General features: G+C 73.2%; 16 protein-coding genes and 1 riboswitch. Of the genes, 5 read left to right on the top strand and 11 right to left on the bottom strand.

Going from position 1 to position 16,385, the window contains the following annotated elements; genetic code table 11:
- Positions 1 to 85: 85 nt before the first annotated feature.
- Entirely contained in the window at positions 86 to 376 is a 291-nt protein-coding gene (locus J3P30_RS04025) for a hypothetical protein (RefSeq protein WP_210479639.1), read from the top strand.
- A 22-nt stretch (positions 377 to 398) separates the two neighbouring features.
- Here the strand turns inward: J3P30_RS04025 and J3P30_RS04030 are convergent, their stop codons facing one another.
- Positions 399 to 614, bottom strand: coding sequence for a hypothetical protein (locus J3P30_RS04030; protein ID WP_210479640.1), 216 nt, complete (start codon positions 612 to 614; stop codon positions 399 to 401).
- A gap of 186 nt (positions 615 to 800) precedes the next feature.
- On the opposite strand from J3P30_RS04030, the gene J3P30_RS15345 reads away from it, so the two are divergent.
- Positions 801 to 1,304 carry a MarR family winged helix-turn-helix transcriptional regulator gene (locus tag J3P30_RS15345; protein WP_210479641.1) on the top strand — a complete coding sequence of 168 codons (504 nt, stop codon included), beginning with the start codon at positions 801 to 803 and terminating at the stop codon, positions 1,302 to 1,304.
- Here J3P30_RS15345 and J3P30_RS04040 read toward each other — a convergent pair.
- From J3P30_RS04040 to J3P30_RS04055, 4 genes are all read right to left on the bottom strand, one after another.
- Entirely contained in the window at positions 1,262 to 2,089 is an 828-nt protein-coding gene (locus J3P30_RS04040) for a hypothetical protein (protein WP_210479642.1), read from the bottom strand. The genes J3P30_RS15345 and J3P30_RS04040 overlap by 43 nt on opposite strands.
- A 153-nt stretch (positions 2,090 to 2,242) precedes the next feature.
- A complete protein-coding gene (locus tag J3P30_RS04045; protein ID WP_210479643.1) occupies positions 2,243 to 3,691 on the bottom strand; it encodes an NAD-dependent succinate-semialdehyde dehydrogenase in 1,449 nt (482 codons plus the stop codon).
- Positions 3,692 to 3,799: 108 nt separating this feature from the next.
- On the bottom strand, positions 3,800 to 4,099 hold the full coding sequence (locus J3P30_RS04050; RefSeq protein WP_210479644.1) for a Dabb family protein: 300 nt from the start codon (positions 4,097 to 4,099) through the stop codon (positions 3,800 to 3,802).
- A gap of 13 nt (positions 4,100 to 4,112) precedes the next feature.
- Positions 4,113 to 5,564, bottom strand: coding sequence for an MDR family MFS transporter (locus tag J3P30_RS04055; RefSeq protein WP_210479645.1), 1,452 nt, complete (start codon positions 5,562 to 5,564; stop codon positions 4,113 to 4,115).
- Between the two features lie 92 nt (positions 5,565 to 5,656).
- Here J3P30_RS04055 and J3P30_RS04060 point away from each other — a divergent pair, with 92 nt between their 5' ends.
- Positions 5,657 to 6,823 carry a MalY/PatB family protein gene (locus J3P30_RS04060; protein ID WP_210479646.1) on the top strand — a complete coding sequence of 389 codons (1,167 nt, stop codon included), beginning with the start codon at positions 5,657 to 5,659 and terminating at the stop codon, positions 6,821 to 6,823.
- Between the two features lie 2 nt (positions 6,824 to 6,825).
- Here the strand turns inward: J3P30_RS04060 and J3P30_RS04065 are convergent, their stop codons facing one another.
- The gene (locus tag J3P30_RS04065; RefSeq protein ID WP_210479647.1) at positions 6,826 to 7,062 is read right to left on the bottom strand and encodes a hypothetical protein; all 237 of its coding nucleotides are present in this window, start codon (positions 7,060 to 7,062) and stop codon (positions 6,826 to 6,828) included.
- Between the two features lie 107 nt (positions 7,063 to 7,169).
- Positions 7,170 to 8,099: an aldose 1-epimerase family protein gene (locus tag J3P30_RS04070; protein WP_210479648.1), complete on the bottom strand. Its 930-nt coding sequence runs from the start codon at positions 8,097 to 8,099 to the stop codon at positions 7,170 to 7,172.
- Between the two features lie 91 nt (positions 8,100 to 8,190).
- Here J3P30_RS04070 and galT point away from each other — a divergent pair, with 91 nt between their 5' ends.
- Both galT and galK read left to right on the top strand, forming a co-directional pair.
- On the top strand, positions 8,191 to 9,321 hold the full coding sequence (gene galT / locus J3P30_RS04075) for a galactose-1-phosphate uridylyltransferase (protein WP_210479649.1): 1,131 nt from the start codon (positions 8,191 to 8,193) through the stop codon (positions 9,319 to 9,321).
- Positions 9,318 to 10,478 (top strand): galactokinase, encoded by a 1,161-nt coding sequence (gene galK / locus J3P30_RS04080; RefSeq protein ID WP_210479650.1) that lies wholly within the window; start codon positions 9,318 to 9,320, stop codon positions 10,476 to 10,478. The genes galT and galK overlap by 4 nt, the downstream gene beginning before the upstream one ends.
- Before the next feature lie 49 nt (positions 10,479 to 10,527).
- On the opposite strand, the gene J3P30_RS04085 is transcribed toward galK, so the two are convergent.
- The 4 genes from J3P30_RS04085 to J3P30_RS04100 all read right to left on the bottom strand — a co-directional run bounded on the left by J3P30_RS04085 (position 10,528) and on the right by J3P30_RS04100 (position 16,385).
- A complete protein-coding gene (locus J3P30_RS04085) occupies positions 10,528 to 11,427 on the bottom strand; it encodes a bifunctional methylenetetrahydrofolate dehydrogenase/methenyltetrahydrofolate cyclohydrolase (protein ID WP_210479651.1) in 900 nt (299 codons plus the stop codon).
- On the bottom strand, positions 11,424 to 12,752 hold the full coding sequence (gene glyA, locus J3P30_RS04090) for a serine hydroxymethyltransferase (RefSeq protein ID WP_210479652.1): 1,329 nt from the start codon (positions 12,750 to 12,752) through the stop codon (positions 11,424 to 11,426). The genes J3P30_RS04085 and glyA overlap by 4 nt, the downstream gene beginning before the upstream one ends.
- Before the next feature lie 27 nt (positions 12,753 to 12,779).
- A riboswitch (ZMP/ZTP riboswitch) is annotated at positions 12,780 to 12,880 on the bottom strand.
- 14 nt (positions 12,881 to 12,894) lie between these two features.
- On the bottom strand, positions 12,895 to 15,123 hold the full coding sequence (locus tag J3P30_RS04095) for a DUF3488 and transglutaminase-like domain-containing protein (RefSeq protein ID WP_210479653.1): 2,229 nt from the start codon (positions 15,121 to 15,123) through the stop codon (positions 12,895 to 12,897).
- Positions 15,120 to 16,385 carry a DUF58 domain-containing protein gene (locus tag J3P30_RS04100; protein WP_210479654.1) on the bottom strand — a complete coding sequence of 422 codons (1,266 nt, stop codon included), beginning with the start codon at positions 16,383 to 16,385 and terminating at the stop codon, positions 15,120 to 15,122. Before J3P30_RS04100 ends, J3P30_RS04095 begins: the two co-directional genes overlap by 4 nt.

A 16,385-nucleotide genomic window follows, 5' to 3' on the forward strand; every position in this document is an offset into this window, starting at 1 on the left:
GTGACGTAGGGGCGCGCCTGCCGGGCCGCACGCCTCGTGTCAAGGCGTTCGGAGCTGCGGGCCCCGGCACCTAGGGTGGTGACCCGTGATGCGCCTCGTCTACGCCGGCCGGACCTTCCTCGCCGGACAGGACGTCGTCACGCTCCTCCTGGAGTACTCGGCCGCTCTCGCGCGTGCCCGTACCGCCGACAACGTGCAGCTGCGCACGGTGGACCCGGACGGCACCGTCGAGGAGATCTCCCTCGTCATCGGCGCAGGCATCCCGATCCTCGGCGAGACGTCGCACGCGGTCGGGCCCGGTCCCGCGAACGGCGGAGCGATCGAGTACATGCGCGGGGAGCTCGAACGCCTCCACAGCGTCGACCCGGCGGGCTGACCGGCGGCCCTTCCGATGCCGCTCAGGCGAGGAGCATGAAGTCCTCATGCTCGGCGCAGGCGCCGACGGCGTCCTCCAGACGGTCGAACGGACCGAGGCGCGGGAACTCCGGGCTGCTGGGGTAGGTGAGGTAGCCGTCCGCCCCCCGACGGACGACTCCCACCACCTGTCCCGAGCGTGCGACGAGGAAGTCCCCATCCTCCGTCCTCGTCACGAGCACGCGCGTGTCCCGCTCCATGTCCCCCGCATCCGTTCCGTCCGGCCCCCGCCGGCCCTGCGCCGAGTGCATTCCCCCTCCGGCGCTCGGAAAAGCGTACGTGGGGAACGCGCGGCGGTCAACTCGCTTGAGTGTCGAGATTCTCGTCGTTACCGACAGTTCCGGCGTAGAGTGGGGGCGGCCGAGCCGAAGGCGAGAGGGACTCCCGTGAGCGACCAGAGGGCCGGCTCCGCCGGCATCGCACCCGACGAAGGGCTCTACCGCGAGGCCGCGGCCGCCGTGAGCCTCCTCGTGAGGAACGTCGACGCCTTCCGCCACCGCGTGGCGCAGGATGCCGGCGTCGGCATCACCGAGCTTCGGGCACTCAACCGCATCTCGCTGGCGGGGAGGATGAGCCCCAAGCAGCTGGCCGACTCCCTCGACCTCACCACGGGCACCGTGACGGCGCTGCTCGACCGGATGGAGCGGGCCGAGCTCGTGACGCGCGCCGCCCATCCGACCGACCGGCGGATGCTGCAGATCCAGCTCACGGAGCGCGGGACGGACCGGCTGAACCGGGCGCTCCGGTCCTTCGACGCGACGGTGGCGGCCGCCGCGGAGCCGCTCCCCGAGGAGACCGTGCGCGCGGCGACCGAATTCATGGGACGGGTGGCCGCGGAGATCGCGCGCTACTCGACCGAGTGGAGGCGCTCGCCCGAGGGGACCCGCTGACCACCCCTTCCGAGGGAAGCGCGGAGGCCACCGGCGCGCTGCAATCGACCGTCCTCCTGGTGGCCCTGCTCAACCTCGCCTACTTCGGCGTCGAGTTCGCGGTCGCGCGGGTCATCGGATCGGTCTCGCTGCTCGCCGACAGCGTCGACTTCCTCGAGGACACGAGCATCAACCTGCTCATCTTCGTCGCCGCCCGCTGGTCGCTCCGGGCCCGCGGCGCGGTCGGCTCGCTCCTGGCGGTGGCGATCCTGGTTCCGACGGCTGCGACCGTCTGGACGGCCGTCGCGAAGATCCTGGACCCGCAGCCGCCCGAGGTCGCCCCGCTGACGCTCACGGCGTTCGGAGCGCTCGTCGTGAATCTCGCCTGCGCACTCCTCCTGGCCCGCCACCGCTTTCTCCGGCGGCAGCCTCCCGAAAGCGGCCTGGCTGTCGGCGCGCAACGACGCGATCGCCAATCTGGCGATCCTCGCCGCCGGCCTCGTCACGCTCGCCGCGGCGTCCGGATGGCCGGACATCGTGGTGGGCCTCGCCATCGGCGTGCTGAACGCCGGGGCGGCCTGGGAGGTGTGGCGCGCGGCGCGCCGAGAGCGCCTCGCGGCCGCCCAGGCTTGACGCGTCAGCTCCTCAGGAGCGCCGTCGCCTGCGCATCGGGCGAGTCCACCCGGGTGCGGCTCGGCCACCAGACCGGTCGCCCAGCAGGAACACGAGCGCCGGGACCTGGTGGTCAGGAAGAAGCTGTAGTCCATGCCGAGCGCGACGAGGAACAGGAACGCGAACAGCGTCACGCTCGTGTCGAGCGCCGGGAACCCGAGTGCGCGGCGTGGCGGAGGTCCTGTCCGACATGGCGCCGGACGAGACGGCGGCGGTCGAGCGGATCCTCGCCCGGCTCGTCGCGGTCCACCGGGAGGTGCTGGAGGACGAGGGCGCGGGCTCCTGAGTCAGGGAGCCGTCGCGATGTACTTCTCCTCGAGGAACTCGAGGATGCCCTCGGAGCTCCCCTCGCGCCCGAGGCCGCTCTGCTTCATGCCGCCGAACGGGGCGGCGGGGTCGCTGACAACCCCGCGGTTGACGGCGACCATGCCGGCGTCGATGCGCTGCGCGACGGAGAACGCCTGTCCCGTCTCGCCGAACACGTACGCGATGAGCCCGAAGATGGTGTCGTTCGCCATGCGGACCGCCTCGTCCACATCGTCGAACGGCACGAGCGGCGAGACCGGCCCGAACACCTCCGTCCGCGTGATGGCGCTGCCGTGCTCGACGTCGAGCAGCACGGTGGGCTCGTAGAAGGCGCCGTCCGGGAGCTTCCGGCCGCCCAGGGCGAGCCGGGCGCCCTCGGTGACGGCCTCGTCCACGAGATCGGCCACCTTGTCCCGCTCCTTCACCGAGACGAGAGCGCCGAGCTTGTTCGCGCGGTCGATCCCGGGACCGACGGAGTAGCCGCGGAGCGCGTCCGTGAGCTTGCCCGCGAACTCGTCGTAGACGGATCGGTGCACGTAGAAGCGGTTGGCGGCCGTGCATGCCGCTCCGCCGTTGCGCATCTTCGCGACGACCGCTCCCTGCACCGCGAGATCGACGTCGGCGCCGGGAAGCACGAGGAAGGGCGCGTTGCCGCCGAGCTCCATCGACGTGCTGATGACCGTCTCCGCCGCCTGGCGCAGCAGGATCCTGCCCACCTCGGTCGAGCCCGTGAAGGAGAGCTTCCGGACGGCCGGATGCGCCATCATGCGCTCCACCGCGGGACCCACCCGCTCGGGCGTCACCAGGTTCACCACGCCGGCGGGGACTCCCGCGCGCGTGAGGACCTCGACCACGTACGCGGCGGTGAGCGGCGTCTCGGACGCGGGCTTCAGCACGACGGTGCATCCCGCCGCGAGCGCCGGTGCGAGCTTCCGGGTGGCCATCGCGGCCGGGAAGTTCCACGGGGTGATGAGCAGGGAGACGCCGATCGGCTGGTGGGTGACCACGATGCGCTTGTCGCCGTTCGGGGAGAGCCGGAACTCCCCCGGGATGCGGACGGCCTCCTCCGCGAACCAGCGGAAGAACTCCTTCGCGTAGTCCGCCTCCGCCAGAGCATCGGCGAAGGCCTTGCCGTTCTCCCGGACCATGATCTCGGCGAGGTGCTCGCGCTCCTCGGTGAGGATGTCGAACGCTCGCCGCAGGATCTCGGAGCGCTGCCGGGGAGCGGTCGCCGACCACTCGGGGAGCGCCGCCTCTGCGGCATCGACCGCGGCGACGCAATCCTCCTCGGTCGCGACGGCGAAGTCGGCGATGACCGTGCCGTCGGAGGGGTCCAGCACCGGGAAGGTGCGCTCCCCGCTCCCCCCGCGCCACCGGCCGCCGATGAAGAGGTCGGACCGGTATCCGGTCGCCGTCTGCTCCAAGGTCATGACCGCCGCCTTCCGCTCCGCGCCCGGCCCGCGCGGATCGGCGGCGGAACGACCGCCGTCGGCACCGCATCGCCGGGAACCCCCCGATTCTACGGTCGGATCAGGGCGTCAGGCGGGCGCGTCGACACATGCCCGCGCCTGCACGACGCTGTGCACGAACGCGGCGGCCTCCACGTGCGCCGGGTGCTTCTGGTACACGGCGAGCGCATCCTCGTCGTCGTGCTCCGAGACGAGCACGAGGTCCCAGTTGCCCTCCGTGGACCCGACGTCCGGGGCGACGATGAGCGAGCGCAGACCCGGCACCACCCCCACCAGCGCTTCGAGGCGCTCGCGGATCCCCTCGGCATCCCTCTCCCGCTGGGAGGGATCGGAGGACGACAGCTTCCAGAGGACGACGTGGCGGATCACGACTCCTTCTCTATCACGGAGCTTCGGCGGCGGGCACGGCCGTGGCCGGCGTGGGGGCTCGGTGGCCCGGCATGAACGCCACCGCGACGGTGAGCGCCACCGCCACCGCCGTCATGCCGAGGAAGACGAGGTGGAGCGAGGCGCTCAGCTCGGCGGCCGACGGCGTGCCGCCTCCGGTCGTGCCCGCGTTGACGATCGCACCGAACACCGCGACCCCGACCGCGGATCCGATCGACCGGGCGAAGAGGTTGGTGGAGGTGACCACGCCACGCTCGTTCCACTCGACGCTCGACTGGGCCGCCACCAGGGTGGGTGCGGTGACCCAGCCCATGCCGATGCCGATCAGCAGGCAGTAGAGCGCCACCTGCCAGAGCTCCGAGCCGGTCCCGAGGGTGATGGTGAGCGCGGTGCCGAGGAGGACGAACGCGGAGCCGACGAGCGCGGTCGCGCGGAACCCCCAGCGGAGATAGAGCGCGCCGGCCAGGGTCGCCGAGATGGGCCAGCCGATGGTCAGCGCGGCGAGCGCGAAGCCCGCGAGGACGGCCGTGGCGCCGAGCACGACCTGCCCGTAGGTCGGGACGTACGAGGAGAGCCCCAGGACGATCGCGCCGGCGAGGAGGGAGCCCACGCTGCTCGCGAGGAGCACCCGGCGCCGCAGCACCCACAGCGGCAGGATCGGGTGCTCGACCCGGCGCTCGACGAGGACGAACACGACGAGGAGCACCGCGGCCCCGGCGAAGATGGCGAGCGACGGCGCGGACGCCCACTCCCAGGCGACCCCGCCCTCGAGGAGGCCGAGGATCAGGAGCGCCGTTCCAGCGGCGAGCAGAGCGGCGCCGACGTAGTCGATCCGCTGCCCGGATCGCACGGCGGTCTCCCGGAAGCCGCGCACGAGGAGCGCGGCGGCGATGAGGCAGAGCGGGATGTTGAGGAAGAAGATCCAGCGCCAGGAGAGGACGTCCGAGAAGAGCCCGCCGAGGGCCGGGCCGAGCACGGAGGAGATCCCCCAGACGCTCGCGAGGTACCCCTGCGCCTTCGCCCGTTCGCGCACGGTGTAGATGTCGCCGGCGATCGTGATGCTCATCGGCATCACCGCGCCGGCGCCGAGCCCCTGGACCGCACGGAACACGATCAGCGCGGGCATGCTCCAGGCGATGCCGCAGAGGATCGATCCCACCAGGAACATCGCGATGCCGGCGAGCATGAGGGGCTTCCGGCCGAGGATGTCGGCGAGGCGGCCGTAGACCGGGGTCGAGGCCGCCTGCGCGAGCAGGTAGATCGAGAACAGCCAGGGGAACTGGCTGAACCCCCCGAGGTCGCGGACGATCGCGGGGATCGCCGTCGCGATGATCGTTGAGTCGAGGGCCACGAGCGAGGTGCTGAGCATGAGCGACAGCAGGATCGGCCCCCGCTCCGAGCGGAGCCCGACGCCGGCGCGGGCGACGACCTCGTTCTCCGCCGTCATCACCGCCGCCTCATGAAGGGGGACAAGGGGGCCGGATCCGCTCCTATTCCCGGTCCGAGCGCGGATAGGGTTCGGAAGGAGGGAGGGACGGCGTGGACGCGGGGGGCTTCGACGACATCACGGCCGAGCGGCTGCGCGAGCTCGGCGGGCTCAAGTGGACCGCGTTCCCGGGCGCGATCGGCGCCTTCGTCGCCGAGTCCGACTACGGCGTGGCGCCGCCGATCGCCCGGGCGCTCCATGACGCCGTCGATCGTGGGCTCTTCGGCTACCGCCCCGCCTGGCTCGGGCGCGAGCTCGCCGAGGCCACCGCCGAATGGCAGCGCAGCGCGTACGGATGGGAGGTTCCGCCCGAGCGGATCCACCCTCTCGGGGACGTGGTCGCGGGCCTCGACGCGGCCATCTCCTTCTTCTCCGAGCCGGGGACCCCCGTCATCCTGCCCACACCGGCCTACATGCCCTTCCTCACCGTGCCGGGCACTCTCGGACGGGCGACCATCGAGGTGCCGCTCCTCGAGCACGACGGCCGCTACCGGCTGGACCTCGACGGGATCGACCGGGCCTTCCAGGCGGGCGCTGGGCTGCTCATCCTGTGCAACCCGTACAACCCGGTGGGCCGGGTCTTCACGAGGCCCGAGCTCCTCGCGCTGAGCGAGGTCGTCGCGCGCAACGGCGGCCGGGTCTTCTCCGACGAGATCCACGCGCCGTTCGTGTACCCGGGAGCTCAGCACACCCCCTACGCCTCCGTGTCCTCCGAGGCCGCTCGGCACACCGTCACCGCGACCTCCGCCTCGAAGGCGTGGAACCTGCCCGGCCTGAAGTGCGCCCAGCTCATCCTCACCAACGAGGCGGACGAGGAGCGGTGGCAGCGAGACGGGTTCCTGCACGAGCACGGGGCGAGCAACCTCGGCGTCGTGGCCAACATCGCGGCGTACCGCGAGGGCGGGGACTGGCTCGCCTCCGCCATCCGCTACACCGACGAGAACCGGCATGCGCTCACCCGCATGATCTCCCATTCCCTGCCGGGCATGCGGTACCGCGAGCCGGAGGGGACGTACATCGCCTGGCTCGACGCCCGCGCTCTCGAGCTCGAGGACCCGGCGACGTTCTTCCGCGAGAGCGCCGGGGTGGCGCTGACCGACGGCCTCGCGTGCGGTTCGCCGGGAGCGGGCTTCCTCCGCCTCGTCTTCGCGACGCCCCGCCCGATCCTGGAGGACGCGATCGAGCGGATGGCGACCGCGGTGCGGTCGCGGGCCGCCTGACGCTACTCGCCGCGCTCGACGAGGAGGGCCCGCGCCTCACGCAGCGAGCCGACCCGGTGCCGGTCCGCCGGGCGCTCCAGCAGGAGCACCTCGTAGGCCGGGCCGACCCGCTCGACGAAACCGAGCAGTCCGGAGGCGTCCCCGTCATCGACGGTCTTGTTGACCAGGCGCCACTGGCCCTCAGCCACGTACTGCGCCCCCACCTCGGACAGCCGGCCAGGGTATGCCACCTTCAGCATGTCCAGCCTCCTCGCTCCGCCGTGATGGGCGTACAGAACTGTACGGACGACCCCCGACAAACCCCCAGGGGATTGACAAAACCGCGGAACTGAGCAGTGGCAACGATCTATGCCGCGGCAGGCAGATACCGCACTCCCCAGCGCGCGAGCCACGTCTCGCCGGGCTCCAGCCACCGCAGCCCCTCACCCGTCTGCAGGGCGTTCGCCGGCGCGGTCATCGGCTCGAGGGCGACGGCGAGCTCGGTGCCGGACAGCCCCGTGAAGGCCGGCTGCGTGAACACCTGGACGTAGGCGAAATCCTCGTCCCCCCACACCTCGGTCGCCGAGCCATCGGGCGCGGTGAGCACGTGCCGGTAGGCGCCGTCCATGAGCTCCAGGTCGGTGAACGCCGAGTTGAGGGAGGCGCCCCTCAGAGGCACGCCCCCGCGCAGGTCGTTCTCGGTGCCCTCCACCGGCTCCCGTCCCGTCGGGATGAAGCGGTCGTCGACCGGGAACCAGCTCGAGGCGCGAACCGTCACGGTGAGCTCCTCGGAGGGGATGTCGCCGACCCGGAAGTACGGGTGGGCGCCGAGGGCGACCGGAGCGGGATCGGCGCCGGCGTTCACGATGCCGTGGGTCACCTGGATCCCCGACGGCGTCAGCTCGTACCGCACCGACGTCTCGAGCAGGAACGGGTAGCCGTGCTGCGGGAAGACCGTCGCGCTGAGGGTCACCGCCGCGTCGGAGCGGTCCGTCGCGCGGTAGCCGGTGTTGCGCAGGAGGCCGTGGGTGGCGTTGCCGGTCGACGGCTCGGTGACGTCGAGCCGCTGCTCCTTGCCGTTCAGCGTCCATCTGGCGTCCCGCACGCGGTTCGGCCAGGGCACGAGCACGATGCCGGCGCCGTAGGGCGGCGTCAGGTCGTCCGGGTACTCGTGCACGAGCGGGACTCCGCCCACGCGAAGCGCGCGGAGAGAGGCGGCCAGCTCCGTCACCGTCGCGGTCACCGTCCCGGCCTCGCCCTCGAGCACGAGCGTGAACTGTTCTCCGGTGGGCAGCATGTCCCGACTCTAGTGACGCGGCTGCCGCCGCGGACCGGGAACACGACAGTGCCCGTCCGGCGGCGGGGCGACCGATAGTGTTGGGCCTGCCATGGAGCAGCTGTCGTCGGGGATCGTCGCACGCCGGAGCCGTCTCGCCGACGGCCGGGAGCTCATCTACTACGACGACGCGGACACCTCGCTGCCGCCCGAGCGGGCGGTCGACGCCCGCACCCTCGACCCCCGCCCCGCCACGGCCACGATGCGGCAGGACGTGCTCACCGGCGACTGGGTCTCCGTCGCCGCGGCGCGCCAGAACCGGGCCTTCCTGCCTCCGGCGGAGCTGGACCCCCTGTCGCCGCAGTCCCCGACGAACCCGTCGGAGGTGCCGAGCAACTACGACGTCGTCGTCTTCGAGAACCGGTCCCCGTCGTTCGGCCCCCTGCTCGAGGACGAGAACGCGCCCCGAGGTCTCGAGGACCTGTCCGACATCGGCCTGGGTCGCACCCGCACGTCGGTCGGCCGCACGGAGGTCGTCTGCTTCAGCCCCGAGCACCTCGGCTCGTTCGGAAGCCTGACCACGAGCCGGGCGCGGACCGTCATCGAGGCGTGGGCGCACCGCACCGCCGAGCTGTCGGCCCTGCCGGCCGTCCAGCAGGTCTTCCCCTTCGAGAACCGCGGCGAGGCGATCGGCGTCACGCTGCACCACCCCCACGGGCAGATCTACGCCTACCCCTACATCCCTCCTCGCACTCAGGCGCTGATCCGCTCCGTCGAGAAGGTGGGACCGGACCTGTTCGCCCGGATCCTCGAGTTCGAGCAGGCGGGCGAGCGGGTGGTGCTCTCCGGGAAGCACTGGACCGCGTTCGTGCCCTTCGCGGCCCGGTGGCCGATCGAGGTGCACATGCTGCCGCACCGGCATGTGCCGGACTTCGCCGCCACGAACGAGGCCGAGCGGAGCGAGCTGGCCGACCTCTACCTCCGGCTGCTCAAGGGCATCGACGCGCTCTACCCGACGCCCACCCCGTACATCGCCGCGTGGCACCAGGCTCCCGCGCACGCGTACCGGGACGAGATCCGGCTGTCGCTGCAGCTGACGTCCCCGCGGCGGGCAGCGGACCGGCTGAAGTACCTGGCGGGCTCCGAGGCGGCGATGGGCGGCTGGATCGGGGACATCCCCCCGGAGCGGCAGGCCGCCTCCCTCCGCGAAGCGCTGCTCAGGGAAGGACTGGGAGAAGCATGATCGATCTGCGCACCGAGACGCTGCAGGCGTTCGCCGCGGTCTACGGCACCGAGGCCGCGTCGCTGTGGTCGGCGCCGGGCCGGGTCAACCTCATCGGCGAGCACACCGACTACAACGACGGATACGTCTTCCCGTTCGCCATCGACCGGCGGACCTTCGCCGCCCTGGCCGCTCGCACCGACGGGGTGGCCCGGGTGGCCTCGTCCTTCGCCGCCGAGGCCGCGGAGATCCCGCTCGCCGACCTCGCTCCCGAGCGGCTGTCGGGCTGGTCCGCCTACCCCTTGGGCGTCGCCTGGGCGCTGCGCGAGGTGACCGCGGGCCGCGCCGAGGAGATCGGCTTCGACCTGTTCATCCACTCGGACGTGCCCGTCGGCGCGGGTCTGTCGTCCTCGGCGGCCATCGAGTCCGCGGTCGCGGTCGCCCTCGACGACCTCTGGGACGCCGGCCTCGACCGCCGGACCCTCGCACGTGTCGGGCAGCTCGCCGAGAACAGGGCGGTCGGCGCCCCCACGGGGATCATGGACCAGTCGGCCTCCCTCCTCGGCGAGCAGGACGCCGGGGTCTTCCTCGACTGCCGCACGCTGGACGCCGAGGTGATCCCCCTCGGGTTCGAGGCCGCCGACCTCGTCCTGCTGGTCATGGACACGCACGTGTCGCACTCGCACGCCACCGGCGGCTACTCCGCCCGCCGCGCCTCGTGCGAGGCGGGCGCCCAGGCGCTCGGAGTCGAGGCGCTGCGCGACGTGACCCTCGCGGACCTGCCGCGCGCCCGCGATCTCCTGGACGACGAGACCTTCCGCCGGGTCCGGCACGTCGTGACCGAGAACGAGCGCGTGCTCGACGCGGTGCGGACGCTCCGGGAGCGGGGGCCCCTCGCGATCGGGGACCTCCTGGACGCGTCGCACCGATCGATGCGCGACGACTTCGAGATCTCGACCCCGGAGCTGGACCTCGCCGTCGAGACCGCGCTCAACGCGGGTGCCCTGGGCGCGCGCATGACGGGTGGCGGGTTCGGCGGGGCCGCGATCGCGCTCACGCCGAGCGACCACGTGTCCCGGGTGAGCCACGCGGTGGACACGGCGTTCGCGGAGCACGGCTACGCGTCGCCGACGATCTTCCCGGTGCGCGCCTCCGCGGGAGCACACCGGGAGGCTTGAGCTCCCCCTCGCCCGGCTGCCCTGAGCGGGCGTCCGAGGGCGAGCCGCGTCAGGCGGCGCGCATCGTCCCCCGGAGCGCCCGCTCCGCCGTCTCCACGACGTTCGCGACCAGCATGGCGCGGGTCATGGGACCGACGCCGCCGGGATTCGGCGAGAGCCAGCCCGCGACCTCCTCGACGCCCGGCGCGATGTCGCCCGTGAGCTTCGCCTTGCCCGTCTCGTGGTCGATCACCCGCGTGACTCCGACGTCGAGGACGGCGGCGCCCGGCCGGATCCACTCCGGCTGCACGAGGTGCGGGACGCCGACCGCCGCGACCACGACGTCCGCCCTGCGCACCTCGGCCGCGAGGTCGGGCGTCCGGGAGTGCGTGAGCGTCACCGTCGCGTCGAGGCCCTTCCGGGTGAGGAGGAGACCCAGCGGCCGTCCGACGGTCAGGCCGCGGCCGATGACCACCACGTGCTTCCCGGGCAGCTCGACGCCGTGCCGGTGCAGCAGCTCGACGATGCCGTTCGGCGTGCACGGAAGCGGCGAGGTGAGCTCGCCCTGCACGCCGAGGACGAGGCGCCCGAGATTGGTCGGATGCAGGCCGTCGGCGTCCTTGCGCGGGTCGATGAGCTCGAGCGCGGCGTTCTCGTCCATGCCGTTCGGAAGCGGCAGCTGGACGATGTAGCCCGTCACGGCGGGGTCGGCGTTGAGGGCCGCAATGGCCTCGTGCACCTGCGCCTCGGTCGCGTCCGCGGGCAGGTCGGCGCGGATCGACCGGACGCCCACCTCGGCGCAGTCGCGGTGCTTCCCGGCGACGTACGCCCGGGATCCGGGGTCGTCGCCGACGAGCAGCGTCCCGAGACCCGGCGTCACGCCGTGCCGCTTGAGCACGTCCACCCTCTCGCGCAGCTCCGCCTTGATCGCGGCTGCCGTGGCCGTGCCGTCGAGCCGGACCGCGGTCATCGCGCCACCGACGAGGGGAGCTCGTCCACGGGCAGCGGCTGGCCGCTCGGCGTCAGCCCGGCGTACAGCGGGAAGCGGCCGGCGAGGTCGTGGACGCGCGTCCGGAGCGACTCGAGGTCCGCGCCGCCGATCAGGGCCAGGGCGATGATGTCGGCCACCTCCTCGAACTCGGCGTCCCCGAAGCCGCGAGTGGCGAGGGCCGGCGTCCCGATGCGGACGCCGGAGGTCACCATGGGCGGACGCGGGTCGAACGGGACCGCGTTGCGGTTGACGGTGATCCCCGCCTGGTGGAGCGCATCCTCCGCCTGCTTGCCGTCGAGCTGGGCCTCGCGCAGGTCGACGAGCACGAGGTGCACGTCGGTGCCGCCGGTGAGGACGTCGATGCCGGCGTCCTTCGCGTCCTGCGCGGTCAGCCGCTCGGCGAGCAGCTGGGCTCCCCGCACGGTGCGCTCCTGCCGGTCGCGGAACTCCTGCTCGCCCGCGAGCTTGAACGCCGTCGCCTTGGCGGCGATGACGTGCATGAGCGGGCCGCCCTGCTGGCCGGGGAAGACCGCGGAGTTGAGCTTCTTGTACAGGTCCTCCTCGTTGCTGAGGAGGAAGCCCGAGCGCGGACCGCCGATGGTCTTGTGCACGGTCGAGGAGACCACGTGCGCGTGCGGCACGGGGTTCGGGTGCAGGCCCGCGGCGACGAGTCCGGCGAAGTGCGCCATGTCGACCCAGAGCCGCGCGCCGACCTCGTCGGCGATGGAGCGGAAGGCGGCGAAGTCGAGCTGCCGCGGGTAGGCCGACCAGCCCGCGATGATGACCGCGGGGCGGTGCTCGAGCGCCTTCTGGCGGACCACGTCCATGTCGATGCGGAACGTCTGCGGGTCCACCCCGTAGGCGACCGCCTGGTAGAGCCGGCCGGAGAAGTTGAGCTTCATGCCGTGCGTCAGGTGGCCGCCGTGGGCGAGCTCGAGGCCGAGGATGGTGTCGCCCGGGGTGGCGATGGCGTGCAGCACGGCCGCATTGGCGCTCGCGCCCGAGTGGGGCTGGACGTTGGCGTAGCCGGCACCGAACAGCGCCTTCGCCCGCGCGATGGCGAGCTCCTCGGCGACGTCCACGAACTCGCAGCCGCCGTAGTAGCGGCGTCCCGGGTAGCCCTCCGCGTACTTGTTGGTGAGCACGGATCCCTGCGCCTCGAGCACGGCGCGGGGCACGAAGTTCTCGCTCGCGATCATCTCGAGCGTGGACTGCTGGCGGTCGAGCTCGCGCGCGAGGACGTCGGCGATCTCGGGATCGACCGCGGCGAGCGGGGCGAGGAAGGAGGACTCGGGCTCAGGCATGGGGCTCCTTGACTGACGAATGGGTGGAGTCGTGGCCCAGGCGTACGGCCCCGTCCGTGTCAGTCGTTCCCCGGTGGTGATCCACCTTGAGGAGCCGAGGCTCCCTTCCGCCAGTCGCGACCGGGCCAGTGTAGCAAGCCCGTCAGCGCGCCGAGCCGACCACCCGCCTCGCCAGCCGCGGCACCCCCTCGAAGCCCTGAAGCAGCGACCGGGGAGCGAGCGCCGCCCTCAGCCGTGCCCCGCGGCTCGCGCTTCCGCGCATCCGCTGCAGGAGCCGCCGCACGGGCGCCTCGTCCATCGCCCCCGATGAGGAGCCGGGGCGCGCGTACCGCTCCCGCTCCACCGTCCGCAGCAGGGCGGCGAGCTCCTGGTGCTCCGGCGTCCCGCCGCCGATGACGGCGCCGAGCCGGTCCGCGAGTGCACGCGGGGTGAGCGCTCCGCCGGGGACGAGCCCGAGGTCGAGGGCCGTGTCGCGCACCTCGTCCCACGCCGGGCCCACGCGTTCCCTGCCGAGGGCGCCGAGCCGCCGTCGCCGGATGAGCGCGCGGACGCCCGCGGGCGCCAGCAGTACGAGGGCCGCTCCGGTGCCGAGCGCCACGCCGCCGATCGGCGGCCCGCCGCCCGCGCCCGTCGCGCCCGCGGTGACGTCCTGGTCGGGGCGGTTCTGCGCGCCGGACGAGGTGGGCGTCGGGGTCGGCGCGGCGGACGGGGTGTCCGAGGCCTCGGCGTCGCCCTCGCGGTACTGCGGCACGTCGCCGCGCCCGGGGGTCGGCTCGAAGCGGGTCCAGCCGACGCCCTCGAAGTAGAGCTCGGGCCAGGCGTGCAGGTCGTGCGAGGTGACCTCGTACACGCCGGGCTCGGTGAGGCGGCGCTCACCGGGCTGGTAGCCGACCGCGATGCGCGACGGGATCCCGAGCTCGCGCGCCATCACGGTCATCGCGGAGGCGAAGTGCGTGCAGTAGCCGCGCTTCTCCTCCAGGAACGCCGCCAGGACGTCCATGCTGTCGCCGTCGCCGTCGGCGCGCTGCGGCGTGTTCTCGTCGTAGGTGAACTCGGGGCTCCGCAGGTAGTCCTGCAGGGCGACCGCCTGGTCGTAGGCCGTGCCCGCCTCGGCTGTCACCGACCGCGCGGTGTCGCCGATCTCGTCCGGCATGTCGAAGGGCAGCTGCAGGAAGCGGGCGAAGTCGGTGGTGCGAGCGGCCGGGGCGCTGCGCAGCTGCTCGACCGTCGGGTCCACGACAAGGCTCTCCACGGTGTACTCGTCCACCGGCCGGGTGCGGCCGACGGCCTGCACGGTGAGGGCGGAGCCCTCCCAGGCCCACGCTCCTTCGAGGCCGGCGACCGACGTCGCGGGGTACGGCAGGGGCAGCCACGTGCGCTGCTGGTAGGCGTCGCGGATGATCGTCGTCGCCTCCTCGCGCTCGACGTCGTCCGTGAGGCCCTCCGGCTCCGGGAACGTGCGGACCTGACGGCTCGCGGCATCCCCGTCCGAGGTCGTCGGGGCCCACTCGTCCCCGGTGAGGTCGTCGATCGTCACCACGCGCAGGTATACGGGGGACGACGACGACGACTCGTAGTTGAGCACCGCGACGTCGGCTCCGCGCCGCAGGGTCTCGCCGAGGCGGACGAGCGGGTCGGCGCCGGGGGCGAAGACGGGGCGGAGCTGGCCCGCCGCCGCGGGAGCGGGAGGCACGAGCGTCGGGACCATGGACTGCACGACGAGCGCGGTGACCACGGCGCCGGCGCCGAGCAGCGCGGCGCTCGAGGCGGGTGGCCGGGACTGGTCGCGGCGCCGGTCCAGCCAGACGAGCAGGAGGAACGCGGCGACCGTCACCGTCACTCCGGCGAGGTCGTCGCCGACCCCGACGGCCCGGGCGGGCACGATGGCGAGCAGGAGGAGAGGCAGGCCCGCGAGCCACGGCATCCGCAGCTCGGCGACGAGGGAGTCGACGAGGACGGCGAGCAGGGCGACCCCGACCGCGACCATGAGGTGCAGGCCGGGCGTGGGCGTCGCCGGCGGCGAGTCCAGGTAGATCTGCCGGGCGGCGGCGCGGATGAGCTCGAGGAGGGCCGTGACGGTCCGGCCGGTCGGGATCACGCCCCACATGAGGCTCTCGGGGACCCAGATCAGCGGCACGAGCAGCACGGCGACCGCCGACCCGCCGAGGGGCGCGAGGACCCGGAGCGGCCGGATCGCGCGCATGCCGGCGGCCGTGGCGACGGCGAAGCCGCCGACGAGGACGGAGGCCCACCACCAGGTGTCCCCCTGGATGAGCGTGCGCAGCGACCCGGCGGCGACGAGCACCGCGAGGAGCGACGCCGCGCTGATGCCCCACGTGGAGCGGCGGATGCCGGGACCGGACGTGCTCATGACCGTCCTCCCCGGGGCGAGGTCCGCGCCCACACGCCCGCGACGTCGTCACCGGGCCACGACGACGCGGACCGCCAGCCCGCGAACCACACCTCTTCCGGCGGCTCCCGGTCGGGATCGCCGACGAGCACGAGCGCCGCGCTGCTCGCGCGCGCCTTCTGGGGCGCGAGCTCCCGCAGCTCCTGATCGGTCACCGCCGAGCCGAGCACGGCGTACACGGGAGCGGGATCGCCGGCGAGCAGGACGCCGAGCCGGTGCAGGTAGTCGCTGGAGCGGGCGGTGCGGCGGCGCACGGTGGCGAGGTCGAGGAGGGCCTCGCGGGCCGTGCGGTTGACGTCGAGCGTGCCCTCGGGGGCGGGAGCCGTCTCCATGAGCATGACACCGACGCCCGTGTCCGTCAGGTGGACGAGGAGCGACGCGGCGAACTCGACGGCCCACTCGAATGCGGCGGACGACGAGTAGCTGTCCCGCCGGGTGTCGAGCAGGATCACCGCCCGGGCCTCGTCCTGGCTCTGCTCCTGGCGCACCATCAGCTCCCCGCGGTGGGCGGTGGCACGCCAGTGCACGTGGCGGAGCGCGTCGCCCGCCCGGTACTCGCGGGCGATGACGTCGTCGTGCCCGTGCCCCGTCTTCCACGCGGGGACGGAGGAGTCGGCGATGCTCGTGCGGCCCGCCACGGCGCCCTCGAGCGGGGTGATCCGCGGCAGCACGGTGAGGGTCTCCGCCTGCCCGACGCGCGCCTCGTGCAGCGTGAGACCGAACGGGTCGGTGCGCTCGACGAGGAGCGGCCCGATCCGTGCGACCCCCCGCTCGCGGGGCTCGACGTGGTAGTCGAGGCGGACGCTGGCGTTGCGGTCGCCGCGGGCGCCGAGCGCGGGGAGGACCTGGTACGGAGGCGGGTCGAAGCCGCGCGGCGCGAGGTCGCGCCAGAGCTGACGCGAGGCGCGGATCCACGCGTTGTTGGTCACCCGAATCTGCACCGTGACCGGCTGGCCGACGGACACGACGTCGGGACTCAGGCGACGAGCGGCGGACAGCGACGCCACCCGGGCGCGGACGGCGAGAGCACAGCCGAGCAGCAGGGCGCCGAGGATGAGGCCCACATAGAAGAGGTCCCGCCAGCCCACCGAGAACGCGACGATCACCGCGACGGCGGACGCGCCGAGGACGGCCCACCCGCGCGGGGTGAGCCGGGGCAGCCCGACGTCGAGCGCCAGCCGGCCCCACCTGCGCCGGGGGAGCGCCTCCGTCGCGGCCGTCAT

The sequence above is a fragment of the Naasia sp. SYSU D00948 genome (genome assembly GCF_017916515.1).
In the GTDB taxonomy this organism is placed as follows: domain Bacteria; phylum Actinomycetota; class Actinomycetes; order Actinomycetales; family Microbacteriaceae; genus Naasia.